Here is a 24,199-nt window from a genome sequence, read left to right as displayed (position 1 = left end):
GGTATCCAGATCGTACTCTGGACTAGCCTAGGACTGATTTTCGGCAAGGTTGCCGAGTTGGCCCTGTACCCCTCTCGCAGCGCTGTAGGCGTCTAAATTGCGTTATCGCAACATAACGGAGCGGTTTGTGGCCACTCCGTTTACGCAGGAAAACGCTCGTCGCTCAAACTGCGCCATGCGCGGCCAAGTTGCGATACTGCCCTTTGAAATACAGCAATGGCTGTGCAATGTCAGCCTTTTGCAGATCCAAAGCTTTCACCTCACCAATCACTATCACGTGATCTCCTGCGACGTGCTCATCGTGGATTTCACAGTCGAGCCAGTGCAGGCTGTCGGCAATGACGGGATTACCTAGCGGCGACTCCTGCCATTCGATTCCATGCCACTTATCCGTGCCTCGGCGAGCGAACTGGTTGGAAATCCCAACCTGTTCAACGGAAAGAATATTGACTGCGAATCGACCTGCCTCACGAATCTTCGGATAGCTGGCCGAACTGCGCATGACGCTGAACGAAACCAGTGGCGGGTTCATCGATACGCTATAAAACGACTGGCAAGTAAAGCCAATCGGCTCATCACCGGTGTGCGATGTAATCACCGTGATACCGGAAGCGTAGTGCCCGAGCGCCTCACGAAAGCTCAGGGGCTCGATGGAAGTAGCAGTGGTAGTGGCAGTGAGTGACATCGCGGTTCCTAGTTCGACAGCTCTTTTCGAATGATCTCTGCGCCTGCGCTCAACGCATTCAACTTGCCCCTTGCCACCTGGCGAGGCAACGGAGCCATGCCGCAATTGGTGCAAGGATAGAGCTTGTCGGCATCTACGAACTGAAGTGCCTTGCGTAGGGTATTGGCGACTTCCTCGGGCGTCTCGATGGCATGGTTTGCCACATCAATGGCGCCCACCATCACTTTTTTACCCCGGATGAGTTCGATCAGATCCATCGGGACGTGAGAGTTGTGACACTCCAGCGAGACGATATCGATGCTGGATTTCTGCAACTTGGGGAACGCTTCTTCATACTGGCGCCATTCCGAACCCAGCGTCTTCTTCCAGTCGGTGTTGGCCTTGATGCCGTAGCCGTAGCAAATATGCACGGCGGTTTCGCACTTAAGCCCTTCGATTGCTCGCTCCAAAGTGGCTACACCCCAGTCATTCACCTCGTCAAAAAACACGTTGAATGCAGGCTCATCGAACTGGATGATATCTACCCCCGCAGCCTCCAGCTCTCTAGCCTCCTGATTGAGAATCTTCGCAAATTCCCAAGCCAGTTTTTCACGGCTTTTGTAGTGAGCATCGTAGAGGGTGTCGATCATCGTCATTGGGCCAGGTAGGGCCCACTTGATCGGTTGCTTCGTCTGCTGGCGCAAAAATTTGGCGTCTTCCACAAACACCGGCTTTTTCCGAGCAACAGCACCTACTACCGTCGGCACGCTGGCATCGTAGCGATCCCTAATTCGGACTGTTTCACGATTTTCAAAATCGACGCCGTCGAGGTGCTCGATGAAGGTCGTCACAAAGTGCTGACGGGTCTGTTCGCCATCGCTGACGATATCGATACCGGCCAACTGCTGCTCCTGCAACGAGAGGCGCAGGGCGTCCTGTTTACCCTCAACCAGTTCTTCATCCTGCAATTTCCAGGGTGACCAGAGCGTTTCAGGTTGTGCAAGCCAGGAAGGTTTAGGCAAGCTACCAGCGGTCGAAGTAGGCAACAGTTTTTTCATTAAAAAAGACCTTGATTTGAAATTAATTAAAGCGCGCAGCGAGCAGACCATTGATCAAGAATGGCCTGATAGGGCTTGATGAATTGCTCTTCGGCAAACTTCCCCTGTTCAGTAGCCAGTCGGCTACGCTCTTCTCGATCATAAACAATTCGAGTCAATGAATAGTCCTGATGCTTCAAACTAGGCTGATAGGACTTTCCAGCTGCGGAGTTTGCATTGTAAATCTCAGGACGGTAGATTTTCTGGAACGTATCCATTGTGCTAATGGTGCCAATCAACTCAAGATCGGTGTAATCACCGAGCAAATCCCCTGAGAAGTAGAAAGCCAGTGGCGCAGCACTGTTCGGCGGCATGAAATAGCGAACCTTCAAGCCCATTTTCTTGAAATACTCATCTGTCAAAGAGTACGCATCTTGCTGGTACTCAAAGCCCAAGACAGGGTGCTGGTTCTCGGTTCGCAGGTATGTCCGGGCACTTGATACGCTCAGGCAGATGACAGGTGGCTTGTCGAAGTGCTCTTTGTAAGCGTTTGAGTTGACGAAGCACTTGAATAGTTTGCCGTGCAAATCGCCAAAGTCATCTGGGATGCTGAATTCCGACTGGTTCTTGTTGTGCTCTAGCAGCCGTACACTGAAGTCATAGTCTCGCACGTAGGATGAGAAATTATTTCCTACAATGCCACTTATACGTTCATTGGTTTCTCGATCAACAATCGTTGTCTTCAAAATCTCAATAAAAGGAATAGCGTGGCCGCGACCTTCAGCATCAATTTTCACTTCAGCGGAGATAATATTCAACTCGACCGTGTAACGATCACCCGTAGGATTATTTTCGTGCGCCAACGCATTAAAGCGATTATCAATCATCTTAAAAGTGTTGCGCAGATTTTGCTGACGACTCTCTCCTCTCGCCAGATTGGCAAAGTTGGTCGTAATGCGTGTATTTTCTGAGGGAAAGTAGTTCTCATCAAAACAAATGCTCTTGATAGCAAATGTGAATTCGTTGTTCATCGTGACCTGCACCTGTATTTGGACAAACCTGAAATGGCGCCTTGCCTCTTTCAGCTTTGGTCAACATTTTTTTCCTTCATTTGACGGCCTGTAGATCGACCACCGTGAAGAGCTGCAGGTATTTTAAGCAAGGAGGCTATATGAACAAAAACGAATTGATTTCAAAAGAACATTAGCCAGGCTCATGATCGCGGGCAGGCTCCGGAACGAGGTTATTGGAGAGGCCCCTGTCATTCACCCGGTGTCCATTTGGATCGAGCAACCGCTGAAATCCTTTTTTTGATACGCGTGAAAAACGTCGCTACGTACCAGAATGTCCGTGCTCGCACGTAAAAATACTCGTGCTCGGAGATGGTTAATCGTACGCGCCAGCCAATCACCTATCTCGGGGAAAATGACGCTGCCTGTGGCGAAATAGCGCACGCATGAAACTTTTACATTGCTCCTTAATTCCGGCTAAATAACCGCCCCTCTACGCTGACCTTGAACATGTCCTCGTTGAAACGCATAAGCCCTTGGATCGCCTGCCTGGCCGTGTTGCTAAACATGTTTGCCATGCCGTTGAGCCGCGCTATGCAGACGCCGGATGTTCAGCTCATGCTTTGGGGTGGATTCTGCTCGGGAGGCAGTTCTCAAGCTTTACCTCCAGGGTTCAAGAAAACAATCGACGCTGTCCAGCAAGCCCCTTCAAAAACGGTTATGCAGCACGGTGATTGCTGCTGTGGCCATGCTGGAATGGCGGCGCTTCCTTCCAACTACTACCGACACTTTTTACCGCAATACACATCCGACACTTCCCTCGAAAATCCTGAACTGCCGAAGCTCCATCCCAGGATTCGGTGGCCAAGTCTAAGTCCACGCGCCTCTCCCTTCGCATGATCATAACGCCGCGACATTGTCCGGCGCTGCCTCTTTAAACTTGTTAGCGGCCTCGATGGACGCTAAACGCCTTGAAGTTTCTTGATCATCAGGAAGTGCGTGCTATGCCTGCTTCACTTACTTTGCGTCATGCAAAGCGTCTGTCTGTGTCCCGTTCCCTGTGGCCGTTGATGTCGGTTGGCCTATTCGCAATGAACCCTTTGTGCTCGGCTCTGGCCGACGTCGGTAAAGTCGAAGACTCGACTCTGACTCTGGGCACCGTGAACGTTCAGGGCACAGCCAGCGGCCCCCTGAGTACCAGCAGTGTACTCAGCTCGGTGGATATCCTCGGGGGGGATATCCTCGAAAAGATGCCAGTCAATTACAGCTGGGAGTTGTTCAGCCGAGCTCCTGGGGTGATGCTCACGGAGTTCAACCAGGGCACGACCTCAGGAAAAATTTCCTTCCGTGGCTTTAACGGCGAAGGCGAAGTGAACGCCGTAAAACTGTTGATTGACGGGATTCCTAGCAACAGCAACGACGGCAACATGCCGTTCATGGACATGATTTTCCCCATGGAGCTGGACAGCATCGAGGTTGTCCGAGGCACCAGTGATGCGCGCTATGGTTTGAACAACATCGCGGGTAACGTCAACATGCTGACCCGCACCGGTGGTGACTACGCCAAGGCGCGGATTCGTTACGGCAGTTTCAACACTCAGGAAACCCAGCTCGCCAAGGGCATCGAAAGCAGCAACTGGACTCAGAACTACTTCTTTGCCTATCAAAAATCCGATGGCTACAGGGATCATTCCCAAGCAGACAGATTTTCGATGTCTGGTAAGTGGTTTTACACACCGGATGACGACAGCTACCGAATCGGTCTGATCGCCCGTCACTACGAAGCAGAGGCTCAGGAGCCTGGCTATTTGACCGAAGGTGATGCCCGCCATCACCCAACCATGACCAACAGTTTCAACGCCACCGACAAGGGCACTCGGCGTATGAATCAGGTCAGTCTGCATTTCGATACAGACGTGGCTGAGAATCTCGCATGGTCGGCGAAGACCTACGTCAATACCTTCGATGATCGACGCTGGACGCAATATTGGCGCACTAGCTCCCAACAGGAGCGTGATGCCTATGAAACCCAATATGGCGCCCTCACATCCCTGACATGGCGACCGGAGGTCAGTTGGCTGTATGACTTCGCCTTGGAAGGTGGTGCAGACGTACAGCAGCAGCAAAACAAAAGTGAGCGCTATCGCACCAAAGACCGTGCTCGCCTGGCAACTACCCGCGATCAGCAGTTCGACTTCGACACCTACGGCGCTTACGTCCAGGCTGAGATCAAACCTTTCGAGTCGCTGAAGATCGTACCGGCGTATCGGGTCGATAAAATCCAGGGTGATTTCACCAACGAAATGACCGGCCTGGATTACGACATCAACGATTATGGCCTGATCAAACAACCTAAACTCAGCGTGGTCTATTCGCCCTGGGACGTGGCCAGTTTTTATGCCAACTGGGGCCGTACCTTCCAAGTTGGCACCGGCGCGGCAGCCTACAAAATCCCGCCAAGAGATACCGATCTGGCACCTTCAATCAATGAAGGCTGGGAAACAGGCATCAAGTTCACCCCTGCGGACTGGATTGATGGTCGCGTCGCATACTGGCAGCAAGAAGCCTCGGGTGAAGTCAGTCGCCGCCTCAACGACCCGAGCGGCGAGTCGGACAACGTCGGTGAAACGCGACGGTGGGGTTATGACTTGCAGATGAACCTACACCCAAACGAACGCACTGAAATATGGATGGCCTACTCTTGGCAGTATTCGAAAATACTCCAACCAAGCGCCACTTTGCCCAACAGTAAAGGCCAGGAAATCGACCATATCCCCCATCACCTTTACAACGCTGGGGTCAGCTATGAAGCGACACCCGCCTTGCAGCTGACGGCCTGGATGAATGGCCAGACTAACTACTACCTGGAGCGAGAAAACACCAAAGGGACGTATGGCGGATACGTTCTGATGAACCTCGGCGCGACCTACAAAGTGACCGAGTCAGTGAGCGTCGATCTACAGTTGAAAAACCTCACCAACCGCTATTATGAATACGTTTGGTATGACCCTGATGGTGCCCAAGCATCCCTGCACTCACCAGGTGATGGGCGTGCTTTGTACGCCGGGCTTACCCTGGACTTCTGATGTGGATAGCCGCTGGGGCCCATCTGGCCTCAGCGCTACAGAGTACGAATTCGCAGCAAACCTTTACTCGTCGTTAACCAGAGGTAATAAAGATGCCAGCTCATTTTGCGAAAAAAATCCTGACCTCCGTGGCGTTGCTTGCATCTCTTGCAACCGCCACTTCAGTGTTTGCCCATGCCCACCTTAAGAGTGAAACACCGGCTGCTGATAGCACGGTAAGTGCACCGCAGGAGCTGCGTCTGGTGTTCTCTGAGGGTGTCGAAGCCAAGTTCACCAAAGTCACCATCACTGGCGATGGCTCCGCAGTTGCTATCAAAAGCATCGATACCGCTCCAGGCGACCAGAAGACATTGATCGTCACACCTGAGAAACCGCTGGCAGCCGGCAAGTACAAGGTTGAATGGCATGCCGTTTCGGTTGATACCCACAAAAGTGATGGCGACTACGGTTTCACCGTGGGCAAGTGATCTGGATCGGTAAGCTCGACTGAAGTTAACGAGGCCCACGCTGTGGGCCTTTTCTTTGAGGCGCTTTCAAAGAAAAGCTGGAGATGAGTCTGCTGGAGAATCAGTAAACAAGGAGCACAGATATCGGATGCGGGAGTGAGCTACATAGAGAAAAGAAAAGTGCCACGGCCCTCTCAGGCCATGGCACTCAGTGACACGACGTTAACCCTGCCAAGAGAAATCACCGCGTCGGCCTTAAATGTAGCATGCATCCACTGACACACGGGGCTGCGACAACCTGCCACAGGTGACACTCGCCCCCCTCAAGCGAGCAACGGTTCATTAGCTAGGTCGCCAGGTGCGGCGGACTGTCGCATTTGGGGTCTCGATACGCCCTCACTAAACTCAAAATGCCCTGCTGATGTGCTTTCTGCCAAACGGCAAATGCGTCGGCAATGCTCATGTGCCACGGATGGACTCTGTCATTCCGAAGGCGCCGCCTGATTATAAAAATATCCCATGAGGTCAGACCGTGAAGAAAGTATTGGCAGCTGCCTGTTTACTCGCATTCTCTACTGCTTATGCCGCCCAGGAGCCTGAAGCGGTATTCAACCGCGCCTGCACCATGTGTCATAGCGGCCAGTTACCTATGGCACCAAAAAAAGGTGATCAAGCGGCATGGAAACCTCGTCTTGAGCAGGGCACCGATGTATTAGTCAAACACGTGACCGAAGGCTTTAATGCAATGCCGGCGCGGGGCCTGTGCATGGACTGTAGCGCCGAAGACTACAAGGCCGTGATTGCGTGGATGTCGAAGTAAGGGTGGCGGTAGGGAGGCAGCTTGCTGCCCCCCACCAGCTCATATCCGTAAGTGCGGAACTACCGCATACCCCGCACCACAAAACTTAGCCTTTCGCCGCGCTGGCGAGCGCCTCTGCCTTCTTCGTAAAGTCCACTGCCATCTGGATCATGGCTGCCTTTACCTTCGGCGGAGCGGTCTTCATTGACCCTGCATTGAACGGCGGATCGGGATCGTACTCACTCATTAACTGTGTACATTCGGCATAGGTCTGGTCGCGCAGCTCCGCGACCATAGCCAAGCCGAAATCAAGACCCGCTGTTACACCTGCCCCCGTCACTCTATTGCGGTCGCGCACCACCCGAGCCTCGGTGGGGATTGCTCCAAACCCGGCTAATGCCTCGCGGCATGACCAGTGAGAGGTTGCCTTGTAGCCTTTTAACAGTCCCGCCGCGCCGAGGATTAGCGAGCCAGAGCAGACACTGGTGACATATTTTGCACGTGACCCGCGATCAGCCATGAAGGCCAGAGTCTCGGGGTCAGAGGCCGCTGCCAGGGTGCCGTCCGTGCCGCCTGGTGTGAAAAGCACAGTCAGGTCGCGAGGACAGGTGTCGAAGGTGGCGGTCGGTATAATCGTTAAGCCAGCATCGCTGGTTACCGGATCAAGCGACTTGGCAACAATATGAATCGTGGCCCCCATGAGCGAACCAAACATGCAGTGCGGGCCAATCAGATCCATTACTGTCATGCCTGGGTAGATCAACATTGCGATTTGCTCGTCTCCCATCCAAGGCACTTTGCCCATGTCGGGGCCCATGTCAGAAATGTTGTGTTCTTGCGTGGTTTTGTCAGCAGCCGAAGCCTTGAAGTGAACGCTTGCCGCCAAGGGAGCTAGGAGTGCGCCAATCACTAAGTTACGACGTTGGTTATCAATCATGATGGTGTCCTCAGAAGCTGGCTGTCAGCGTCAGGTAAGCCGAACGTGGTTGAGTAGGTAATACCAGGGGAGACCCCAAATATTGATAGGTCTCAAAGACTTTGCGGCCTGTCAGGTTTACCGCCGAAACTGAGATCGTGTATCGGTCGAAGTCGTAGGAAGTCTGCGCATCCAGCAGTGCATAGCCTGGTGCGGATACCGTATTGGGCAGGGTTAACTCACGGGAACTAAGTGCTGTGATACCAGCACCGAAGCCCAGCCCCTTCGCGGCGCCATCGAGTATTCGATAACGGGCTGCGAGGCGACCGCTGTGCCGTGGTACTCGAGGCAATCCGTCACCGACCGGAATCGAGCTGTCCTCTGTGACTTCTGCCTGGGTATAGGCATAGTTGGCCAGCAACGAAAGAGCGGGGATCGGTTCCCAGACTAGATCCGCTTCTACCCCGCGAGCGCGTTGTTCGCCGCTCTGCACCGAATAACCCAGAATCGAGTAGTTAGGGTCAGGATCGGGAGTGGACACATTACGGCGCGTCTGTTCGAACACCGCGAGCGTGCCGGAAATGCCAAGATCGTTGAAAGCCAGCTTAACGCCCGCCTCATAGTTGCGAGAGAGCTCAGGCTTGGGAGTCTCGCGACCAGTGAAGTTGAACGCCCCCCTGAAACCGGTGGAATACGCCGCGTAGAGCGCAAGACTTTCGGTCAGGTCATAGGTGATGCCAAACCGTGGCGTAACACGGTGATAGGAAGTATCAACGCCCTGCTCTTGCTGCTTGAGATCAAGCTGGGTCAGTCGCAACGACCCCAAAAGATGGAAGCGGCCATAGGTTGCTTGATCTTGAACATAAAGAGCCTTTGTTTCGTAACGGTTGGTCTGGGACACCATTATTTCGGGTGTCGCGCCGTAGGAAATCCCATATGCCGGATTGGCAAGGTCAAGCTCACCGATGAGCTCCGCGCCGGACATGGCCGAGGTGAAATCGGTACGGTCGTAGCTGGCTCCTACCAGTAGTTCGTGGTTGCCGCCCAGCGCTTCGATTCTGGATGCCAGGTTGGTATCGAGGGTGTTTTCCCGGATGTTCGTGGGCAGGTAAAGCTTGAATATCGGGTAGACCGTTGGCGTCGCAGGACTTGGGCCGAGAAGCTCCGGATAAACAAAACTGCCATAGTCGCGAACCTTACCCTCGTAATACTGAGCGGTGACGGTCATTCGCGTGTCGTCGCTAAGCTCATGCGTGAGCTGGGCAGTCGTTGTTCGATTCTCGATGGTGGTGTGAGGCTGTCCACTTGTAGCCCCTGGGAATGCATTGCGATCAATCTGCCCGCTTAATGCTTGGGCGGCTGGTAGGCCGGAATATTCGAGCTGGCTGCGATCCTCGTACTGACCACGCAGCAATAGCTCGGTCTCTGGCGAGAGCTGGAACGCAATGCTTGGTTGTATCGACCATTGATGGCCATTGACGTGATCAATCCAGCTGTCGTTTTCCTGATAGTCAGCGGATATTCGTGCGGCGACCTTGTCGCCGATGGGTGTATTGAGATCCATCGAAGGATTCACCGTGCCGAAGCTGCCGGTGCGCATCGACAGTAAGGCACTGGGCTCAGCTTCAGGGCGCTTGGAAATCACGTTGATCAAGCCACCTAGTGGCGCGCCAATTCCGCCGCCGTAAAGCGCTGATGTCGGGCCTTTGAGTACCTCGACGCGTTCGGTGCCAATGAGGCTGGCTGGGTCAATACTGGCCGCCGTACCTCCGAATGCAGGTAGCCCATTCATGTAAATTTCCGCCGGGAATCCGCGTACGATAGGCTGGGCGAACAGTGCCTCTTGAGGCTTTGTCGCTCTGACTCCTGAGACGTTAACCAGCGCATCAGTAAGCGAATGGCTGTCCTGCTCTTTGATCATCGATTGAGTGACGACCTGTACCGACTGCGGGACGTCGATCATCGGTGTGTCGGTGCGCGTGGCTGAAGCAGAGCTTGGTGCGGTATAGCCTTCGCGCTCTCCAGAAACTTTTATAGGCTCCAACGTCCAGGTCTGTAACCGTTTGGTTGTTTGTGGTGCATCCCCGGTGCCGTCCTGCGGCTGTGCAGCTTGGGCGATTACTGGTAATGCCAGCCCCAGAACCATGTAGGAGGCAAGGCGCCAACGCAAACGCGACAGGTCAATGTGAAGCAGCGGCTCGTTCTTGGTCGGGTACATGGGATCTTCCGATGAAAGTCAGGTGTTGGCTGAACGTTCATGACGATTAGGCAACACGGCCCACAAGAGCCCGTTGACGCAGTTCGGCAATGCGTTTTCAGCAAAAAGTAGCGGTGACGTTCAAAGGTTGAACCGGTGGCGCTCGGCTCCGAGCACCAGGAAACACTGGTGGCTCTGCTGGCTGTGCGATGGGGCGAGCATAAAGATGGCGTAGCGGTGGAGCATTAAGCCGGAAGCTGGGCAGATTCGACTCGATGAGTGCAGGGTGTTGGAACAGCAGTGAGCAGTACCCACACTTTTCCCACACGATCAGGTCATGGTGTTTGTCAGTAGAGCCGTGATGAGTCATCTGACTCATGCCAGGCATGTCGTGGCATTCCATGTCTGACATACCCATTTGCTGACTTTGGCCATGGGCAAGGCTGATCCCCTGACTGATCAGCGGGCCGGCAAAAATCATCAGCATGGCGAACAGACTCAGCCATGCTCCGATGATGTAGCGCTTATGCACTAGCAGGACTTCTGCTTATCACGGACAGCCTTCAAAGGCTGGGCCTGTGGCTCGTATCCGGGGATAGGCAACCAGCGGCGAAAGCCAGCGCCTCCCTTTCCTGTAAGAGGGCACCAGGCGAAGTCCCAAGGCGTCGGGGGAAATTCCTCTTTTTCAGGGTCAACGCCGGCGACAGAACGGGGGGCTACCTTCCAGTCAAACACCCTCATAGGCGAACCCTGCCAAGCCAAGACCAGCCCGCGAGCTTGGCTATCGTCAGTATTTATCCAACGAGCCGCCGCCGCAGTCATGAAGGAGTCGATGTGTTCCTCGTGTATTTGCTTCTGGTAGGTCGAGTTGAGTAACCAGCGACAAACACTCAGGTAGTAAGTCCAGTTCAGAGGTGGATGATTGCGGTATGCCCAGGTCATGAAACTTCGAAATATGTTCAAGCCGTCCGGTGGATCTAACTTGAGCAACCCAGGACACACATCGAACAACGTATGCCAGTAAGGCAGCAACCGGGCATCCAAGTGAACAAAACAGCGTGCATTACTGGGGTAGTCAGGAAACGGCAACAGGAAGTCGCCACGACTGCTCACACGCGACGCCTTACTGACCAGCCGCGAAGCCCCTGAAGGAATGGCTACAGAGCGCATACCAACCTCCGTGCCACAACCGCTTGCGACTTACGGAATGCAGTAATACAGACAGTGATCCTTTCGGAAAAACTAAACCTGGAACTTGGATGATCAATAACAAGAGACATACGGATGTCCTTCCCGAGACGGTTGAACGGCGTCCACCCTTGGTCGCATCAGCGACAGCCGGCGTAAAACGGACGACGAAAAAACAAGCGATGGCGGGCAAATCAAGCCGGCCACTCACAGGCGTCAAATCTGAGGGGAAGCGCGAGGGTTGGCCGAGGGCCAAGAGTATCGAGGAGGTGCCTTGCAGCGCAGCTCGCGGCTGGACTGCGGCTTTTGTCTGATTCGCAGCAGCCAGGTCAGGCAAAATAGAAAGGCGATGCTCAATGTCACCGCTGAACAGATAGGGCAGGACAGACTACCGGCCCAGCCACCAGTTGACTGGTCAGTGAAGTCCGTTTTCTGAATCGGGCTCTTGCTGCCCAGTGCAGAGCAAAACTGACCGCCGACTCCATTGAGTTCGAGCCCGCTCATCTGCCCATGTCCCAAACCGCAGGCAAACACGTTGAACAGGACGCAGAAATATAGCGTCCAGGCAACGAGCGAGCGGTTTGATAGGGACAATTTCATGGCAGCGACATTAACACCCAAGCAAGCGGGGTTGAAGATCGAAAGATGTCGTTCAAACCCACCGCCCAGAAATACCTAGACGATGGGGCACGGGGAAATTATGCGACTTTCAGTGATTTCACACAGGTGAAGCGCTCGACAAAGGTGTTGTCGGCATAGCGCTTAAGCGTCCTCGCAACCAGGCAGGTGAACAGCGGCTCGCACAACACCAGTGGCAAGTACGAAACGGCGAACAGCGCCCAGTTACTCAGAGGGGTTGGCTCCTCGCCCATGGACAACCAGAAACCCACCATCGCTACCACACCGGTGTAATACAGCGCATCGAACTTGACCACTTCAGCCCAACGAATGCTGCGTCCGGCAACGTCGAAAAAGCGGCGTCCCAGCAAGCCGTGGGCGGCAATCAGCGGCAACATCAAAGACAACGAGTTGACCCCTAGGTGCACTAGATCCTGCGGTTCGAACAACAATCCTTGCAACAACAGGCCAATGGCAAAACCAAACAGCGTGGGGATAAAGCCGAAGATGACGTAGACGGCGGAAGCACCGACGAAATGCAATTCAGAAGCGCCGACCGGCAAATGGAATACTTCCATGAACACCGAGAAAAACGCGGCGGCGAGTATCGTCTTAATCAGGTTATCGGGGCGTAACAGCTTCGGCGAAAACGCCGCCAGCGTAGCGATTGCAGCGGCGTTGGCGTACAGCACTTTGGCGGCATTGAGCACGCCGGGTTCGATATGCATCAGTTCTCCCTCCGAGGGATGCGGGTCTGAAAACTGCCGGGATACTCGGCAGCACTTGTGGCAGGTCTCCTGGCTCACAGCTCAACACCCTCCCGCGCCTTCCCAGCCGTTATAGGCCAGTGGCATAGACGAAAGAGCTAACCGTTCACAGTTGCGGGGGCAGCGCAGGAATGGCCAAAGGGCGTACCTGCTTCCCTATTGCTTCACCAAAAGGTGAAACCACAAAGCGTCAACAGATTAAGGGTTTTGCACGGTCTGCGCACGAGGCGAGTAGTCTTTCCGACAAGGTTCCACGGAACAACATGCGACAGTCTGCCTCAGGCGACTCGATAGACATGTTTTATCGGACTTAGGGTAATGCCTGCGCCAGACTGTCGCAGGTTATCAAAGGTGACAGGTGTCGTTAGACTTTTTGCCCCTCCACGAGTCGGTCAGAACAAATGCTCAGTAGGCATGATTGGGTTTCACCTGACGCACTTCCGACAGTAGCTCAAATACGCTCGGACGGTTCGTCTGGAACTAGAAATGCTTCTGCGTTAAACCTCAACCAAATACATGGTCGTTACGTGGCACGCCCAAAAGTCGGGTGCTAGAGTCATTTCCATGAATAGAACTCGAACAGACCGCTCGTTGATTGCTTGGACGCTCTATGCCTGCGTCCTGTTCAATCTATTGGCTTGCGGTATTGCTCACGGACAGATGAGTGGCTTGGCCCTCAATGGCGCGGGAGGGCAATTCTGCTCAGTATCTAATGTGGGTGTTGCGGATGTCGGGGGGGATTTGGTTGCCCAGTCCAAGAGTAATTGGGCCAGCAACTTCAGTTGCCCGATGTGCTCCTCAATCACCTTAAACCTCGTGTTCCTGTTCTGCCTTGCTTGGCTTGCGCGAACCAACCAGCTTCTGCGAAGACCCGTTGAAACCCGCAGTAAGGCTCCTCCTCGCTACTCTTGGCCATCGGCCAACCCTCGCGCCTCTCCCTTGTACTAAATAGCCACGGTCATCAGCGCTCAATTATTGCCAGCTCGATCTCTGGGATCCTTTTATCACCAAGAGATCCATCGTTGGTGAGCGTCCGATACCGAGATCTGAATCACGTACTGGTGTGATCAGGTATGCCCCGTGCTGGCTATTTCATTTGTGATGCAGCAAGTCCCTGCCGTGCATGGGGATGCACCGCAGGCGAGAAAACTTTGGCATTGAAAACGTAGGCACACACTCCATCAGTGAGCAGGGCCTCGTCGATAACAAGGAGCACAAGGGATGATGCAAAAGGCTATTTGGTACGGTGTTTCGATTTCACTGTTGGGCGCCACTGCAGCTGCACAGGCGGATAATCAACCTGTGGAGTTGCCTGAAACGACGGTGATTGGCTCTTCTGTAATCGACCAGAACAAGGTCGACTCCTTCGGTAGCCTGACCACCGTGGTGGGGCAGGATCAGATCCGCGACCTCAACGCGCTAGATCTATCGTCCGCGCTGCGCCGTACTCCGGGGGTGACCGTTTCACGATTCAACCCAGTGGGGTCGTTTGGTGGGGCTGAAGGTGGTGCGGTGTATATCCGTGGTATGGGCGCCAGCCGGCCAGGCAGTGAGATCAAGACGTACATCGATGGCGTGCCTTTTTACATGGGCGTTTGGGGGCACCCTTTACTGGATTTGCTACCGATCAATGCCATGCAAAGCATCAACGTCTACAAAGGCCCGCAACCGCAAAAATTCGGCAACACCTTTGCCGCAATTGATTTGACTCCTCGTACTGCTGAAGTGGGCGATAACCAGCATGGCGAATTGCAGGTAACCGGTGGCAGTTTCCACACTGCGACCGATCAAGCCTCCCTTATTGGCCGCAGCGGCGATTGGGACTACCTGCTAGCGCAAGGAGCCGCTCACTCCGATGGCGACCGTCCGGATGGCGATGGCCGTTTGAACAACGGCCTGGCGCGCATAGGTTATCGTTTAAACGATAACTGGAGTGCTGGCCTGTTGCTGTTGCATGCCAACAACCAAGCCTCAGACCCTGGACAGAAAGGTCTGCCAGAGACCAAGACCGGTGAGTTCAACACTCGCGGCACCTTGGCTTCGCTCTCACTTAACCACGACTACGACTGGGGCAACGGTAGCATCAAGCTTTACCACAACGAAGGTCGAGGCAGCGCGCTTGATCAACCAGGGCTCGATGGTGACACCATCAGTGACTTCACCTTGCAAGGCCTGCGCTGGGAAGAAAGTCTGCGCCCTTGGCAAAAGGGCGAAGTCGCGCTGGGCATGGACATCGATGAAAGCAAAGGCGACGTGACTTACAAACGTATAGCGCCGGCACCGCGTGCCGACTTCGACGCGCCAACCTTGCGAGTGATCTCGCCACACATTGCTGTCAGTCATGCATTCGAACTCAACGACAGCTGGACACTAACGCCTTCTGCCGGCGTGCGTACCTACGACCACAACGTCTTCGAAAGCGCGACAGCGCCTCATGCTGGTGTGCTGTTGTCCACTTCCAATGTCGAGTTCCGGGCCAACCTGTCTCGAGGCATCAATTATCCAGGGCTCGAGGCTTCAGTTCTCTCGAACCTAATCCCGGCGCTCGGCGAAAGCTGGAAAGATCTCAAGCCCGAGAAGCTTGATCACCAGGAGCTGGGGGTCAAGTTCAACCCTATCGAGAGTGCAACCCTGGATCTGGCCATCTTCAAGGACAAGTACAAAGATCGCTATTTGTTCGCGTTCCCTCCTGCCGTTTCACAGCCCTCATTTACCAACTTGGGTGATTACGAAATCAAGGGCGCCGAGGCCACTTGGCAGCAGCACTGGAACGATAGCTGGAGCAGCTTCGTCGGCTTCACCTGGCTGGATCCGTCGCTGAAAACTCTGCCTTACGCACCGAAACAGTCTTTGTCGTTAGGCACAGCCTACGAAACCGGCCCTTGGCGTTTCAGCGCTGATGCCCAGTATCAGAAAGACATGTACGTGCTAGCGGAAGAGCGTACCGCAGGGGCCGCGAACTTCGCACAGGTGGACAGCTTCACTGTCGTAAACCTGAGGGTGGGTCATGCGGTTCCGGCGCTGGGTAAAGTCGGTGAGGTTTTTGTGGCGGTAGAAAACCTATTCGACCGCAACTATGAGTATCGCACCGGTTATCCAATGCCTGGAACCTCGGCGCAGCTCGGCGTGAAAATGGGCTTCTAAACGACCCCGATGGAACTCGGCTGCCGAGTGATCGACGGCAGCCTCAACTCAAGGACACACACCATGAAATTCGCACCGCTATTTCTAATCTTGATGACACTTGTCACGGGGGCTTTCGCTGACACTGCATCGGATCAACAAAATATCCAACACCTGATGCGCCATACTTGGGAGCGTCCGGATGCTCCGCTTGATGTCGGCCCAATTACGGTCGAAGGTGATCACGCTGTCGCCGGTTGGACACAAGGCGAGCGCGGAGGTCGCGCACTGCTAGGAAAAAACGATAAAGGCTGGCGGGTCGTGCTGTGTGCAGGCGACGCGTTACTGGATCCAACCACCCTGCGCAGCGCCGGATTGGCCCCAGACGCAGCCGTACATATGAGCCAATCCGTGACACAGGCAGAAAGCGCTGTATCGCCGAATCGAGTGAAGCAGTTCGCTCTGTTCAAAGGAGTCGTGAACGTAAGCCAGGAGCACTCTTCAGCGGCTCATTGAGCTGAATCGATTAGATGCATTCAGCATTGCAGACCCCGACTGACCTCTCGTTCAGTCGGGAAATATCGATCAGTCATTTTGATGCCATACGTTAATTTTAAGATGATGCGTCCATACAGTTGACTGGACTACTGGACGATCCAAAAGGCATTAATCCATGAGCGTTTTGTTGACTCGCCGCAAGGTGGTTGCAGGTATGGGGCTGCTTGGTCTGGGCATCCTGACCGGCTGCGATTCCCGAGGGGAGTTGTCGTACAAATACGGCAAGGATCTGAGCAATCAGATCCTCGGTCGCACGTTTAAGTTGAAAGACACTGACGGCGACGTGAGAACGCTCTCGAGCTATCGAGGCATGATGCCGATGGTGTTCTTCGGATTTACCCAATGCCCCGCGATCTGCCCCACCGCTCTGGCCCGTGCAGTAAAAATCAAAAACCTAATGGGCAAGGATGGTGACCGCCTCCAGGTCATTTTCATCACGCTGGATCCGGAGCGGGATACGCCTTCGGTACTCGATGCATACGTCAAAACCTTTGACCCGTCATTTGTCGCGCTTTACGGAACACTGGAAGAAACGGCTGCTACGGCCAAGGAGTTCGGCGTGTTCTACGAAAAAGTCCCCAGCGGATCAACTTATACGTTGTCCCATACCGCAACGAGCTATGTTTATGACTCCAGGGGAACGCTACGCCTTGGTTTGTCTCATTCGCTTTCTGCACAAGAGTGTGCGGAAGATTTGCTTACCGTCATGGAGGTCTGCTAATGAACTCAATTAATAATCAAACCAGTATCACCCAGCGCGTCAGACAGGTCGTACTTGGGCTATCCCTTCTGGGCCTGGCTTGTCAGGTATCAGCCCAGACGCAGGTAGATGACGCGTGGGTTCGCGCAACAGTCGCAGGCCAACAAGCGACCGGCGCGTTTATGACTATCACGGCAAGCAGCGACAGCAAGCTGATCAGTGCGCAGTCGCCGGTGGCTAAAACCGTGCAAGTTCACCAGTCAACCATGAAGAACGACGTGATGAGCATGACGCCGGTAGAATTCGTCGCCTTACCTGCTGGTAAAGCCGTCACTCTGGATCCCCACAACTATCACATAATGCTTATTGACCTGGTTCAGCAGGTCAAAGAGGGCGACAAGGTGCCGCTGACGTTGACGGTCGAGAATGCCAAAGGCGAGAAGGAGTCGATCAAGGTTGAAGCAACAGCGCGGGCTCTGAATATGCCTGATCACAGCAAAATGAATTAATCGGAACGAATAGTAAAATCTCAGGTATGCCGACCTGTTCAGATATCTACTCGATTTATCAAAAAAAACAGTTGATCGCTACTGAGATACAAAAGGGCCCTTGAGGGCCCTTTTGGTGTACTCACAAAAATCACTTGTTCAGCCAAGACTCAACAGTCGCGGCGCCGTGCTTCGATTTCCAATCTTTAAGCGTTTTGTGGTTGCCACCTTTGGTTTCTACGACTTCGCCGGTGTGCGGATTTTTGTAAACCTTCAACTGGCGCGGCTTGCGACTGCCGGTTTTGGACTCGGCTACTGGAGCCCGTCGACCGGCTTGCGGATCAAGCAGGTTGATCACGTCCTTGAGGCTGTAGCCGTATTTTGCGAGCAAATCGCGCAGTTTGGTTTCGAATTCGATTTCTTTCTTGAGGCCAGCATCGCCCTTGAGAGCTTCAAGAGCTTGGAGTTGTTCGGCTAGGTGTTTTTCAAGCTGGCGGAATTCTGCGAGTTTGGACATGGGAACTCTCTACGTGGTTAGTCCCCTAACGTTACACAAAAAATAAAGTTTGAAAAGTCGGGAGCCTCTCGAAATAAGAAGACTGATTCCAATCCCGTACCGAGCACGCTAGCCGGAGCAACCACTGCCGTCAGTGAACGACTAGCCACAAGCGCTGTGGTTTTGATCGTGGTTCAAACTCTATTGGAAATTAAATATTAACTGAACCAAAGTGGCGCTACCGCGCATCTGAGCTAAGCTAACACTCACTACAAATTACAAATTACAAATTACAAATTATCAATTACCAGCGCCTAGCTCACGTTACTCATTCGCATTTTATCTTTTTAGCTGCCTCATTGAAGATGACGCCATGAGAAGACCAAGCAAATCACATCGAAAAAATCAGGAGCTTAGTATGGGGAAAAATCTTAACGTACTTGATGAGAGTTTCACAACACAAAAATCCGCACACGCTTTCTTTTATAGCATCCGCGACAAATACTATGCATCAAAACAAAAAATCACTGCTTCTAGAGAGTTTGATCTTTTGAGCGACCTTTACTCAAGGTACTGCCTGTATACAAATCACCAAACCCCAGGTCAGGCTATAAGTTTCTATGTTCGAGACGTTCACCGAGGACTAGGAAAATACGGCGGCACAACGCAGGGGTTCGTTGCAGAATTTGCGAATGGGGAAGAGATAGAGTTTTCAGCAGAAAAAGCGATAATTTCCCTAGGCAATCATGAGGCGCAGCTTAAAAAATCAACTGGCTGAACTTTAGAAACTAAGGAAAATAGACATGGCAACAGCAAAAAGGATTAGAACAATCGGCTCAGTTGCTAACGAGCTTACGAAAAAGTCGAGAGAAGCAGCTCTTGCATCAGTTCAAATCTTCAATAATCCAGCATTGATTTTCAAATCGGAAATATTTATCGTTTTGATGATGATATCTTGGACGTATCTACTACATGCATATTACAGAAAAAAAGGTTTTGAGTACCGTTACTTTCGAATGGAAGGGGCGAGAAAGCGATATGACAAAACAGCAAAAGGCGCTGTAAAACATTGGGAACTTGAAAAATGCCTAAATCACCCTGAATCCCCCGTAGATGCGAGTGCTGCGAATAATCTTCGTTTTTTAATCGGACTCAGGCACGAAATTGAGCATCAAATGACAACTCGAATTGATCAATTTCTAAGTGCTCGATTTCAAGCATGCTGCCTGAACTACAATGAGCTAATCAAACGATTATTTGGGCAAGACTCCGGCATTGATAAACATTTAAGTTTTAGCCTACAATTCTCCTCTCTAAACAAAGACCAGGTGGACAAGCTCTCTCAAGCAGAAGGCTTGCCTGAAAATATACGAGCCTACATAACAGCGTTCGATTTAAGCCTCACAGACGAGGAGTTTAATGACCCAAAATTTTCTTATCGCGTATTTTTTATTCCAAAAACCGCTAATCATAAGGGTCAAGCTGATCAAGTAATTGAATTTATTAAACCCGGCTCTGAAATGGCTGAAGGGGTCAATACAAAATATATTCAAATAAAAGAAACTGAACGCCCTAAGCATCTACCATCAAAAATCGTAAGCTTAGTCAAGGAAGCTGGATATAAAAGATTTAGCATGCGAGATCACACTGTATTATGGCAAACCTGGGATGCAAAAAATCCTGGCAAAGGTCTGGGCGTTCATATCGGAACCACCTGGTACTGGTACGAGACATGGCTTGAAAAAGTAATAAAGGAATGTGAAAGCCAAGGAAGATGGTTCCGCTAGAAGTATTTATAATGACACTCGGCACGAAGATCAATTGTAAAAAATATGCATTGACTGCAACTTGTTTCTCGCAGAAAAATTACACCAATGATGTAAATTGCATTACAAATAAATAACTACTTAACATTTTTAATACGCCGCCCAAGGCCTGTCAACTCAAGTAGCAAAGTTCTGACTCATCATCTCCCTGAGCATTTCCCAATCTGGATCGGTAGGAACGGAGGCCAAACGCAGCGCCCCCCACCCCTTGGTGTTGCCTTGGTTAAGACTCAGATCAAAAGGCGTCATTGCAACACGCGTGGTACTGGATAGTGCTGCCCCCGCGATAAGCGCAAAAAATCCCGCAGGCTGGCACGTCCGTTTAGGCGTTGAAATGTTGCGATTACGTACCTTGAGTTCTCCGTCGTCATTACCCAAAACCTCCCCTCCCGTTCAACCTTCCGCACATCTGAAGTCCGGATTAGGTGACCATCACCTAACCGACCGTACTGGTCTCTACGCTTGTGGCCAAAAACAACACCGATACCTGCGCGCGACCTGATGGAAACACCGCAAAGGTAAGCGGTCACCGGCACATCAAATCCTTGCTCCTGGGCTTTAATGATTCGTTTGAGATCGAAATCGGTGTGGCGTTTTCCGTGGAAATTTACATCTATGGTGTCGAGCATCACTGCGCTCCGGCGCTATTCCGCAAGTCGTTATCAGGAATTCCGCACGGAACCAGACGCGTTGGTATCGTGCAGGATTGTTGGTAGTCTCAATGTCCCTGAATCATGTTCGAGAGAAATACGGGCCTCAGGTTTTCCAGCGCTTCAACCTTGAAGTCTCGCTGGTGTGAGGTGTGATACACCGCCCCTTTAGCCACTTCCAGCAAGCAAACCTCAGAACCAGATCTGTCCTCACCTACGGTTACTCTGGTTAACCGCTCCATCTGCCAGCCACCGGACTTATTCATCCAAGAGGGCGTCACAGCCATAATGTCGGTGATAGCTAAATCCGCACCTTGGCTTACCAACATTTTTTGAAGCTGGTAGGTGTCGTCAATCATCACCGCGCATTCGCTGAGCCGACCCTGGTTTTCGACGCTAAGGGTTAAGTGATACCAAGGCGTTCGGAGCAGCCTTGAGACTCCGCGCCAATGGGACACGCCCTCCCCGAACATTCCTGGGAGGCCTATCAGGTCGTTGTCTAAGGTTCTGAACATGTGTCGCCTCAAGCTGCTGGAGCACGTCAGTTGCCCAGCAGAACCGATGGGTAATCAGAAAAGGGAAAATATTGCTTCGATAGAAGCAGACTTACGATGGCCTGGCCCGAGCAACACGTAGACCGTGTTGCGTGTTTCGAATAAGTAGCCTTCTTTGAAAGCGGTGCCCATGCTTGAGCGCACCCAATGGCCTGGCTCGAAACGCCTCTGCTCGTCATCCACAACTTTGTGGGCAAACATGAAGATTGGTTGGCAGCCTGCGGCGACTACTTTGGCTCGCTCGGCGTCGCTGACGATGGCGTCTAGGATTGTCCACTCCTCGACGGCGCAGAGGGGCATCCATTTGTAGCGCTTTCTGGCTGCAGCCATAACGGCTTCGAGACCGTGCTCAAAACCCATCAGGCTGACTCCGGGATCGCCCAACACACCGTCTTCGATGATCCCATCCACGGCCCAACCCCTCTCTGTCAATATTCAATTATTAGCGGCTGAGGCGTAATACCGCCACGCAGACAAATATATCTGTTTGTGTGGCGGCAGGCAAATGCGACATACCGTCTCTTTTTATTGGGATAGTGAAATGTCGCTGCGGAAATCTTATGCAGCAGTAGTTCAACTGCTTCGCACTCGGAAAGGCTTGTCTCAAGCAAAACTCGCGGGCTCGCTCACACAGGCCCACGTAAGCGAGCTAGAGCTCGGTAGAAGCTCAGCGACCATCGAAATGAGTGCCCGTCTTGCCTCGGCGCTGAAAGTAGAACCAATAACTTTGCTGGCACTCGCTGCTGCCTCCCATGAGAGGTGCACAGTGCGGGAAGCTCTCCTGGCTGCGCTGGCCGAAGCAGAAGGCTTAGGGCTAGCGGATGCCCTACTCCCCTCAGAGCCACAAGCCTTGGCGGCCCCTAGCGTCGTGGAAGCCAGGAAGAAATGGTTGGCGGTGCAGGAGCTGAAGAAGCGTGGGCTCAGCCAGTCCCAAGCGGCGAAAGAGCTCGGACTGCCAGAGAGCACCTTAAGGCGGCTGTGGCATCAAAACATTACCAACTGACGGAAGAAGACTGCGCTCTATCAATCGCCAGCATCGCTAAGAAGCCTATTCCTAAACGACGGAAGGGAAACTTCCTCCGACGGCAACCTTGTGGTGCCTCGGCTCAAACACCCTAAAGACCGTCTTCTAGTTGATCGAGCTTTCTGATGGGAACGGTAGCGACTGAAGAAGGACGCATCGTGTGCGCAGTCGCGTAGCTTGTTGCCAGATGAGTAGCAAAAGACTTGGGAAGGGAGGAAATGCGGATGATGTGTCCCCTGCTGGAATCGAACCAGCATCTAGCCCTTAGGAGGGGCTCGTTCTATCCGTTGAACTAAGAGGACATTGAGCGTCGGCATCTTACGCAAAAACAGCGGGTTATGAAAGTTCGATCCTGAGATCCGACCACGATTCAGGTGCATTGAATATGCAGTAAAAAGGACGCTGACTGGCGCGCAGCCCTTACTAGGCGAACCTTTTCAATATGCAGTTAAACCAATGTCGGATAAGAACGGCCAACCTTCCCCTTAGGAGGGGGATGCTCTATCCAATTGAGCTACTGGGACTAATGACAGGCGCTGGGCCAGATGGCGTTGCGACGGACGGCGTGCATGTTAACGGTCAGGGTGGGTTTTGTCATGTCGTCCGTCAGCTTTTTAGGCGTAAGCCTTTATCCCACCCAACCGGCGATAAGCCGTTGCCCACAGGCCTGCCGACCCCATCGTGCAAAATGCATTGGCACGAAATGCCATCATTGCATATTGCAATGAGCCATACTTTTGAGATCAACTTAAGTTATTGTTTTAAAAGGATTTAAATCAAAATAATAGCTGGCATGATGAGTGCACTCTTTGTACTTATAAAACTGTCCTGCACGTGAACACGGGGAAACACCCATGAACAGCACCCTTCTGCTTCTGAACGCCCTGGCCTTGGCCGTACTGGTGACATTCCACTTCCAGGCCGGCAACGACAGCGATTCAGCGCAGATCAGCCAAGCGGGCAGCCACCACGCTCAACAACGACCTCAACTGGCCCTGATGACAGGCGATGGACAATCATCGGTGCACCTGGCACAGGGCGCACAGGCCGCGAGCTCTTCTGAACACCTGATTTTCTAAGTGAGCCCATCATGACCAAGTCAGTCTGGCTATTTCTGATCCTGGCCATTGCCACGGGTATTCTGGGACTCAACCTTCCGTCGAATGACTGGCAAGCCCTTTGCCTGGGCGCCTGCGCCCTATTCACAGTCGCGCTGGTGATCGCCATGGTCGTCGGGCGTCGCTTCAAGTTCGACCCGATCCTGCGCTGACCCTGCCTGTGACGAGAGATTGACACCGTCTCAATCCTGCTCGCCTGACCGCCCTACCTTATGTCGCCCCGGCTCGCAAATCGGCCATTTGCCACTAGTCTTAAAATTAAGGGCAAAAGGCCACATTGCTATAGGATATGCGCCCGAAAACCCCATCTTAGCGAGAGCCTGCGGCCCGGTTCTTGCGCAGAAAAGTTTTCCAACCAGTCCGCAAATTTGAAAATGAGTACTGGCACAAAGCCTGTAGGAAGCTCAATATTTGTCACAGAATTGACGCCAAGGAACCGGCAAAACTGAGGCATGATGCGGCCTCTTTGCAATTCGGGTTGAACATTTGTCCGCAAGCCTTGTCCTAACACACATGTTGCGGCCAATTCCAAAAACCGCTCCCCTGAACTAACCGGTTAAATATATGCGCCCATTGAAACAGGCAATTTATTCCAGCCGTACGGCTGACAAGTTCGTCGTACGTCTGCCAGACGGAATGCGGGAACGCATTGCCGAGGTGGCTCGCAATCATCATCGCAGCATGAACTCTGAAATCATCGCGCGCATGGAGCAAAGCCTTATTCAGGAAGGCGCGTTGGGTGATGAGCCGAGCATGCGTATGGACAGCCCGGAGCTGTCACTGCACGAACGCGAGCTGCTACAGCGGTTTCGCCAACTGTCCCACCGTCAGCAAAATGCGCTTGTGTCGCTGATTGCCCATGACGTTGAGGCAGCCGCAGAAGCCGAATAATCGGCAACTGAAAGCTGAGGCCAGCCTTGCGCTGGCTTTTTTT

The 24,199-nt window shown here is 52.9% G+C and carries 28 protein-coding genes, 1 tRNA gene and 1 riboswitch; of the genes, 15 read left to right on the top strand and 14 right to left on the bottom strand.

The window, feature by feature from the left end:
- Positions 1 to 163: 163 nt before the first annotated feature.
- The 3 genes from PSFL_RS19345 to PSFL_RS19335 are packed head-to-tail and all read right to left on the bottom strand — an operon-like array spanning position 164 to position 2,732.
- Positions 164 to 685, bottom strand: coding sequence for a flavin reductase family protein (locus PSFL_RS19345; protein WP_273872579.1), 522 nt, complete (start codon positions 683 to 685; stop codon positions 164 to 166).
- Positions 686 to 693: 8 nt separating this feature from the next.
- Complete coding sequence (locus tag PSFL_RS19340) at positions 694 to 1,722, bottom strand: methionine synthase (protein WP_273872580.1); 1,029 nt, start codon at positions 1,720 to 1,722, stop codon at positions 694 to 696.
- Between the two features lie 26 nt (positions 1,723 to 1,748).
- The gene (locus PSFL_RS19335) at positions 1,749 to 2,732 is read right to left on the bottom strand and encodes a DUF1852 domain-containing protein (protein ID WP_397470383.1); all 984 of its coding nucleotides are present in this window, start codon (positions 2,730 to 2,732) and stop codon (positions 1,749 to 1,751) included.
- Positions 2,733 to 3,221: 489 nt separating this feature from the next.
- Between PSFL_RS19335 and PSFL_RS19330 the strand changes: the two genes are divergently transcribed.
- From PSFL_RS19330 to PSFL_RS19315, 4 genes are all read left to right on the top strand, one after another.
- Positions 3,222 to 3,611: a DUF2946 domain-containing protein gene (locus tag PSFL_RS19330; protein ID WP_273872582.1), complete on the top strand. Its 390-nt coding sequence runs from the start codon at positions 3,222 to 3,224 to the stop codon at positions 3,609 to 3,611.
- 104 nt (positions 3,612 to 3,715) lie between these two features.
- Entirely contained in the window at positions 3,716 to 5,797 is a 2,082-nt protein-coding gene (locus PSFL_RS19325) for a TonB-dependent receptor (RefSeq protein ID WP_397470460.1), read from the top strand.
- Between the two features lie 92 nt (positions 5,798 to 5,889).
- Entirely contained in the window at positions 5,890 to 6,264 is a 375-nt protein-coding gene (gene copC, locus PSFL_RS19320) for a copper homeostasis periplasmic binding protein CopC (RefSeq protein WP_176999842.1), read from the top strand.
- A 511-nt stretch (positions 6,265 to 6,775) separates the two neighbouring features.
- Positions 6,776 to 7,063, top strand: a complete 288-nt coding sequence (locus PSFL_RS19315; RefSeq protein WP_122557269.1) for a cytochrome c5 family protein — start codon at positions 6,776 to 6,778, stop codon at positions 7,061 to 7,063.
- 85 nt (positions 7,064 to 7,148) lie between these two features.
- On the opposite strand, the gene PSFL_RS19310 is transcribed toward PSFL_RS19315, so the two are convergent.
- The 6 genes from PSFL_RS19310 to PSFL_RS19285 all read right to left on the bottom strand — a co-directional run bounded on the left by PSFL_RS19310 (position 7,149) and on the right by PSFL_RS19285 (position 12,689).
- On the bottom strand, positions 7,149 to 7,979 hold the full coding sequence (locus PSFL_RS19310) for a DJ-1/PfpI family protein (protein ID WP_273872583.1): 831 nt from the start codon (positions 7,977 to 7,979) through the stop codon (positions 7,149 to 7,151).
- 10 nt (positions 7,980 to 7,989) lie between these two features.
- On the bottom strand, positions 7,990 to 10,176 hold the full coding sequence (locus PSFL_RS19305) for a TonB-dependent siderophore receptor (protein ID WP_273872584.1): 2,187 nt from the start codon (positions 10,174 to 10,176) through the stop codon (positions 7,990 to 7,992).
- A gap of 97 nt (positions 10,177 to 10,273) precedes the next feature.
- A complete protein-coding gene (locus PSFL_RS19300) occupies positions 10,274 to 10,687 on the bottom strand; it encodes a DUF2946 domain-containing protein (RefSeq protein WP_397470382.1) in 414 nt (137 codons plus the stop codon).
- On the bottom strand, positions 10,687 to 11,325 hold the full coding sequence (locus tag PSFL_RS19295) for a putative natural product biosynthesis protein (protein WP_240888422.1): 639 nt from the start codon (positions 11,323 to 11,325) through the stop codon (positions 10,687 to 10,689). Before PSFL_RS19295 ends, PSFL_RS19300 begins: the two co-directional genes overlap by 1 nt.
- 234 nt (positions 11,326 to 11,559) lie before the next feature.
- Positions 11,560 to 11,943: a DUF2946 domain-containing protein gene (locus PSFL_RS19290; protein ID WP_273872587.1), complete on the bottom strand. Its 384-nt coding sequence runs from the start codon at positions 11,941 to 11,943 to the stop codon at positions 11,560 to 11,562.
- Positions 11,944 to 12,041: 98 nt separating this feature from the next.
- Positions 12,042 to 12,689 carry an energy-coupling factor ABC transporter permease gene (locus tag PSFL_RS19285; protein ID WP_273872588.1) on the bottom strand — a complete coding sequence of 216 codons (648 nt, stop codon included), beginning with the start codon at positions 12,687 to 12,689 and terminating at the stop codon, positions 12,042 to 12,044.
- A gap of 41 nt (positions 12,690 to 12,730) precedes the next feature.
- Positions 12,731 to 12,928, bottom strand: a riboswitch (cobalamin riboswitch).
- Between the two features lie 364 nt (positions 12,929 to 13,292).
- Here PSFL_RS19285 and PSFL_RS19280 point away from each other — a divergent pair.
- The 5 genes from PSFL_RS19280 to PSFL_RS19260 all read left to right on the top strand — a co-directional run bounded on the left by PSFL_RS19280 (position 13,293) and on the right by PSFL_RS19260 (position 17,618).
- A complete protein-coding gene (locus tag PSFL_RS19280; RefSeq protein ID WP_273872589.1) occupies positions 13,293 to 13,676 on the top strand; it encodes a DUF2946 domain-containing protein in 384 nt (127 codons plus the stop codon).
- A 273-nt stretch (positions 13,677 to 13,949) separates the two neighbouring features.
- The gene (locus PSFL_RS19275) at positions 13,950 to 15,872 is read left to right on the top strand and encodes a TonB-dependent receptor domain-containing protein (RefSeq protein ID WP_273872590.1); all 1,923 of its coding nucleotides are present in this window, start codon (positions 13,950 to 13,952) and stop codon (positions 15,870 to 15,872) included.
- Between the two features lie 63 nt (positions 15,873 to 15,935).
- Positions 15,936 to 16,367 carry a copper uptake system-associated protein gene (locus PSFL_RS19270; RefSeq protein ID WP_166590700.1) on the top strand — a complete coding sequence of 144 codons (432 nt, stop codon included), beginning with the start codon at positions 15,936 to 15,938 and terminating at the stop codon, positions 16,365 to 16,367.
- 157 nt (positions 16,368 to 16,524) lie between these two features.
- Positions 16,525 to 17,130, top strand: coding sequence for an SCO family protein (locus PSFL_RS19265; protein ID WP_273872591.1), 606 nt, complete (start codon positions 16,525 to 16,527; stop codon positions 17,128 to 17,130).
- Positions 17,130 to 17,618, top strand: coding sequence for a copper chaperone PCu(A)C (locus PSFL_RS19260; RefSeq protein WP_273872592.1), 489 nt, complete (start codon positions 17,130 to 17,132; stop codon positions 17,616 to 17,618). The genes PSFL_RS19265 and PSFL_RS19260 overlap by 1 nt, the downstream gene beginning before the upstream one ends.
- 130 nt (positions 17,619 to 17,748) lie before the next feature.
- Here PSFL_RS19260 and PSFL_RS19255 read toward each other — a convergent pair whose 3' ends face one another.
- Complete coding sequence (locus PSFL_RS19255; protein ID WP_397470381.1) at positions 17,749 to 18,114, bottom strand: histone-like nucleoid-structuring protein, MvaT/MvaU family; 366 nt, start codon at positions 18,112 to 18,114, stop codon at positions 17,749 to 17,751.
- 352 nt (positions 18,115 to 18,466) lie between these two features.
- On the opposite strand from PSFL_RS19255, the gene PSFL_RS19250 reads away from it, so the two are divergent.
- Complete coding sequence (locus PSFL_RS19250; protein WP_273872595.1) at positions 18,467 to 18,871, top strand: hypothetical protein; 405 nt, start codon at positions 18,467 to 18,469, stop codon at positions 18,869 to 18,871.
- Between the two features lie 25 nt (positions 18,872 to 18,896).
- Positions 18,897 to 19,880: a DUF3644 domain-containing protein gene (locus PSFL_RS19245; protein ID WP_273872596.1), complete on the top strand. Its 984-nt coding sequence runs from the start codon at positions 18,897 to 18,899 to the stop codon at positions 19,878 to 19,880.
- A gap of 284 nt (positions 19,881 to 20,164) precedes the next feature.
- Here PSFL_RS19245 and PSFL_RS19240 read toward each other — a convergent pair whose 3' ends face one another.
- The 3 genes from PSFL_RS19240 to PSFL_RS19230 all read right to left on the bottom strand — a co-directional run bounded on the left by PSFL_RS19240 (position 20,165) and on the right by PSFL_RS19230 (position 21,534).
- Complete coding sequence (locus tag PSFL_RS19240; RefSeq protein ID WP_273872597.1) at positions 20,165 to 20,548, bottom strand: hypothetical protein; 384 nt, start codon at positions 20,546 to 20,548, stop codon at positions 20,165 to 20,167.
- A gap of 89 nt (positions 20,549 to 20,637) precedes the next feature.
- Positions 20,638 to 20,928 carry a hypothetical protein gene (locus PSFL_RS19235; RefSeq protein ID WP_273872598.1) on the bottom strand — a complete coding sequence of 97 codons (291 nt, stop codon included), beginning with the start codon at positions 20,926 to 20,928 and terminating at the stop codon, positions 20,638 to 20,640.
- 210 nt (positions 20,929 to 21,138) lie between these two features.
- A complete protein-coding gene (locus PSFL_RS19230; protein WP_397470380.1) occupies positions 21,139 to 21,534 on the bottom strand; it encodes a DUF6957 family protein in 396 nt (131 codons plus the stop codon).
- Positions 21,535 to 21,628: 94 nt separating this feature from the next.
- Here PSFL_RS19230 and PSFL_RS19225 point away from each other — a divergent pair, with 94 nt between their 5' ends.
- On the top strand, positions 21,629 to 22,126 hold the full coding sequence (locus PSFL_RS19225) for a helix-turn-helix domain-containing protein (protein ID WP_397470379.1): 498 nt from the start codon (positions 21,629 to 21,631) through the stop codon (positions 22,124 to 22,126).
- A 251-nt stretch (positions 22,127 to 22,377) separates the two neighbouring features.
- On the opposite strand, the gene PSFL_RS19220 is transcribed toward PSFL_RS19225, so the two are convergent.
- A tRNA-Arg gene (locus PSFL_RS19220) sits at positions 22,378 to 22,449 on the bottom strand.
- A gap of 552 nt (positions 22,450 to 23,001) precedes the next feature.
- Here PSFL_RS19220 and PSFL_RS19215 point away from each other — a divergent pair.
- The 3 genes from PSFL_RS19215 (at position 23,002) to PSFL_RS19205 (ending at position 24,156) form a co-directional block, all read left to right on the top strand.
- The gene (locus PSFL_RS19215) at positions 23,002 to 23,226 is read left to right on the top strand and encodes a hypothetical protein (protein WP_115128775.1); all 225 of its coding nucleotides are present in this window, start codon (positions 23,002 to 23,004) and stop codon (positions 23,224 to 23,226) included.
- Between the two features lie 11 nt (positions 23,227 to 23,237).
- Positions 23,238 to 23,417: a PA3371 family protein gene (locus tag PSFL_RS19210; protein WP_057439704.1), complete on the top strand. Its 180-nt coding sequence runs from the start codon at positions 23,238 to 23,240 to the stop codon at positions 23,415 to 23,417.
- Positions 23,418 to 23,829: 412 nt separating this feature from the next.
- Complete coding sequence (locus PSFL_RS19205; RefSeq protein WP_057439705.1) at positions 23,830 to 24,156, top strand: Arc family DNA-binding protein; 327 nt, start codon at positions 23,830 to 23,832, stop codon at positions 24,154 to 24,156.
- Positions 24,157 to 24,199 lie beyond the last annotated feature (43 nt).

This window comes from Pseudomonas sp. DD1 (genome assembly GCF_044510355.1).
In the GTDB taxonomy this organism is placed as follows: domain Bacteria; phylum Pseudomonadota; class Gammaproteobacteria; order Pseudomonadales; family Pseudomonadaceae; genus Aquipseudomonas; species Aquipseudomonas shahriarae.
This window is presented reverse-complemented; position numbering and strand designations above follow the sequence as displayed.

Coding starts and splice junctions, on each gene's coding strand:
- PSFL_RS19285 (WP_273872588.1), bottom strand. CDS start 12,689: ATGCATATCGAACCCGGCGTGCTCAATGCCGCCAAAGTGCTGTACGCC.
- PSFL_RS19325 (WP_397470460.1), top strand. CDS start 3,716: ATGCCTGCTTCACTTACTTTGCGTCATGCAAAGCGTCTGTCTGTGTCC.
- PSFL_RS19260 (WP_273872592.1), top strand. CDS start 17,130: ATGAACTCAATTAATAATCAAACCAGTATCACCCAGCGCGTCAGACAG.
- PSFL_RS19335 (WP_397470383.1), bottom strand. CDS start 2,732: ATGAACAACGAATTCACATTTGCTATCAAGAGCATTTGTTTTGATGAG.
- PSFL_RS19265 (WP_273872591.1), top strand. CDS start 16,525: ATGAGCGTTTTGTTGACTCGCCGCAAGGTGGTTGCAGGTATGGGGCTG.
- PSFL_RS19270 (WP_166590700.1), top strand. CDS start 15,936: ATGAAATTCGCACCGCTATTTCTAATCTTGATGACACTTGTCACGGGG.
- PSFL_RS19250 (WP_273872595.1), top strand. CDS start 18,467: ATGAGAAGACCAAGCAAATCACATCGAAAAAATCAGGAGCTTAGTATG.
- PSFL_RS19255 (WP_397470381.1), bottom strand. CDS start 18,114: ATGTCCAAACTCGCAGAATTCCGCCAGCTTGAAAAACACCTAGCCGAA.
- PSFL_RS19235 (WP_273872598.1), bottom strand. CDS start 20,928: ATGATTGACGACACCTACCAGCTTCAAAAAATGTTGGTAAGCCAAGGT.
- PSFL_RS19295 (WP_240888422.1), bottom strand. CDS start 11,325: ATGCGCTCTGTAGCCATTCCTTCAGGGGCTTCGCGGCTGGTCAGTAAG.
- PSFL_RS19280 (WP_273872589.1), top strand. CDS start 13,293: ATGAATAGAACTCGAACAGACCGCTCGTTGATTGCTTGGACGCTCTAT.
- PSFL_RS19345 (WP_273872579.1), bottom strand. CDS start 685: ATGTCACTCACTGCCACTACCACTGCTACTTCCATCGAGCCCCTGAGC.
- PSFL_RS19240 (WP_273872597.1), bottom strand. CDS start 20,548: ATGCTCGACACCATAGATGTAAATTTCCACGGAAAACGCCACACCGAT.
- PSFL_RS19340 (WP_273872580.1), bottom strand. CDS start 1,722: ATGAAAAAACTGTTGCCTACTTCGACCGCTGGTAGCTTGCCTAAACCT.
- PSFL_RS19210 (WP_057439704.1), top strand. CDS start 23,238: ATGACCAAGTCAGTCTGGCTATTTCTGATCCTGGCCATTGCCACGGGT.
- PSFL_RS19225 (WP_397470379.1), top strand. CDS start 21,629: ATGCGACATACCGTCTCTTTTTATTGGGATAGTGAAATGTCGCTGCGG.
- PSFL_RS19275 (WP_273872590.1), top strand. CDS start 13,950: ATGATGCAAAAGGCTATTTGGTACGGTGTTTCGATTTCACTGTTGGGC.
- PSFL_RS19310 (WP_273872583.1), bottom strand. CDS start 7,979: ATGATTGATAACCAACGTCGTAACTTAGTGATTGGCGCACTCCTAGCT.
- PSFL_RS19205 (WP_057439705.1), top strand. CDS start 23,830: ATGCGCCCATTGAAACAGGCAATTTATTCCAGCCGTACGGCTGACAAG.
- PSFL_RS19290 (WP_273872587.1), bottom strand. CDS start 11,943: ATGAAATTGTCCCTATCAAACCGCTCGCTCGTTGCCTGGACGCTATAT.
- copC (WP_176999842.1), top strand. CDS start 5,890: ATGCCAGCTCATTTTGCGAAAAAAATCCTGACCTCCGTGGCGTTGCTT.
- PSFL_RS19305 (WP_273872584.1), bottom strand. CDS start 10,176: ATGTACCCGACCAAGAACGAGCCGCTGCTTCACATTGACCTGTCGCGT.
- PSFL_RS19330 (WP_273872582.1), top strand. CDS start 3,222: ATGTCCTCGTTGAAACGCATAAGCCCTTGGATCGCCTGCCTGGCCGTG.
- PSFL_RS19245 (WP_273872596.1), top strand. CDS start 18,897: ATGGCAACAGCAAAAAGGATTAGAACAATCGGCTCAGTTGCTAACGAG.
- PSFL_RS19215 (WP_115128775.1), top strand. CDS start 23,002: ATGAACAGCACCCTTCTGCTTCTGAACGCCCTGGCCTTGGCCGTACTG.